The sequence below is a fragment of the Mycobacterium sp. 1245499.0 genome, assembly GCF_001673615.1.
Classification (GTDB): domain Bacteria; phylum Actinomycetota; class Actinomycetes; order Mycobacteriales; family Mycobacteriaceae; genus Mycobacterium; species Mycobacterium europaeum_A.
Genome location: NZ_LZMG01000170.1, coordinates 1 through 1,678 on the forward strand (window position 1 = coordinate 1; position 1,678 = coordinate 1,678).

General features: G+C 68.9%; 2 protein-coding genes and 1 pseudogene. 1 reads left to right on the plus strand and 2 read right to left on the minus strand.

Features of this window, described 5'->3' with window-relative positions; all coding sequences use genetic code 11:
* Both dapC and fdxA read right to left on the minus strand, forming a co-directional pair.
* Window positions 1–853: succinyldiaminopimelate transaminase (gene dapC, locus A5646_RS09605; RefSeq protein ID WP_156765567.1), on the minus strand; the 853-nt coding region annotated here is incomplete at its 3' end.
* A 41-nt stretch (window positions 854–894) separates the two neighbouring features.
* Window positions 895–1,221 carry a ferredoxin gene (gene fdxA, locus A5646_RS09610; protein WP_003875467.1) on the minus strand — a complete coding sequence of 109 codons (327 nt, stop codon included), beginning with the start codon at window positions 1,219–1,221 and terminating at the stop codon, window positions 895–897.
* Between the two features lie 391 nt (window positions 1,222–1,612).
* Here fdxA and A5646_RS28885 point away from each other — a divergent pair.
* Window positions 1,613–1,678 (plus strand): annotated as a pseudogene (locus A5646_RS28885) (hemophore-related protein); the annotation flags it as partial.

Sequence of the window (1,678 nt, forward strand, 5' to 3'; positions counted from 1 at the left end):
CCGCGCGGCGGCGCTCATAGCGTTGCCGCTGTGCCAGTTCGTGGGCGTCGTCGTCGAGGGCCGCCACCATGGCCGCCTGCACCGGCGTGGGCACCATCATCCCGGCGTGCTTGCGCACGGCCAGCAGCTCGTCGACCAGCTCGGGGTCCCCGGCGACGAACCCGGCCCGGTAGCCCGCCAGCGACGAGCTCTTCGATAGGGAGTGGATCGCGAGCAGGCCGGTGTGGTCGCCGTCGCAGACCGAGGGGTGCAGGATCGACAGCGGCTGGTCGTCCCAGCCCAGCCCCAGATAGCACTCGTCGGAGGCCACCAGGCAGCCCCGGTCGCGGGCCCAGCCGACCACCTTGCGCAGGTGATCGACGCCCAGGACACGCCCGGTCGGGTTGCTCGGCGAGTTCAGGTAGTACAAGGACGGCGATTGCGGACCCAGCTGGGTCAGCGAATCCGCGCGCAGCACCCGCGCCCCGGCCAGCCGGGCCCCGACGTCATAGGTCGGATACGCCAGCTCGGGCACCACGACGACGTCCGCGGGGCCCAGGCCCAGCAGCGTGGGCAGCCAGGCGATGAGCTCTTTGCTGCCGATCACCGGGAGCACGGCCGCCTCGCCCAGCCCGGTGATGCCGAACCGGCGGTCCAGCGCGGCGACCGCCGATGCGCGCAGCCGGGCGGTGCCGGCGGTGGCGGGATAGCCCGACGCCGACGCGGCGGCGGCCAGCGCCTCCTGGATCACCGGGGCAACGGGGTCGACCGGGGTGCCGACCGAGAGGTCGACGATGCCGTCCGGGTGGGCGCCGGCGAGCGCCTTCGCGTCGGCCAGCGTGTCCCAGGGGAACTCGGGCAGGGCCGCCGACACCGCCGGCCGGCGCTTTTTGAGCTGGTGGGGCACCGGGCCGCTCAGTCGCCCTCGCCCTGCGGCGGCAGGTCCTTGACCACCTGCGGGTCGTTCTCGGTCAAGCCGACCTTGGCCGCGCCGCCGGGCGATCCCAGCTCGGCAAAGAAGTCGGCGTTGATCTGCGTGTACTGGCTCCACTGGTCCGGCACATCGTCCTCGTAGTAAATCGCTTCGACGGGGCAGACCGGCTCGCACGCCCCGCAGTCGACGCATTCGTCGGGGTGGATGTAGAGCATCCGAGCGCCTTCATAGATGCAGTCGACGGGGCACTCCTCGATACAGGCTTTGTCCTTGATGTCGACACAGGGTTCGGCGATCGTGTACGTCACAGACGTCTCCTCCATGTACTAGGCCAGCTGCTGGGCTCAATTGTGGGCTGGGCGTTCAGCTCGCACCGGCGCGCGTCCGACCGCATCCGGTGAAGCTTTCGGTTACTGATACTAGACGTTGCAGATACAGGTCAACCATTTGGCGCGCCTGTCGAAATACCGATTTAAGACCGACAGTCTCGGACCCTGTGACCGGCCCCCGTTTCGCCGACGGCGAACACCGCTGGCAAGCCGCTGACCTGCGAAGAGTAACGCCCGGGCGGTGGTGTGCGATAGCCGTTGTGTTGCAGGCACGCTCGCGGGGCCTGGTAATCTCAACCGAAGGACGGCAACCGCTGGGCAGATGTTCTCGCCGTAATAGCGGTGCATTAACTGGGGAAGGTGTCCACACATGAGGCTGTCGTTGAGCAAATTGGGCGTTGCGGTTGGCAGCGCGGCGGTGGCGTTGAGCGCCGCG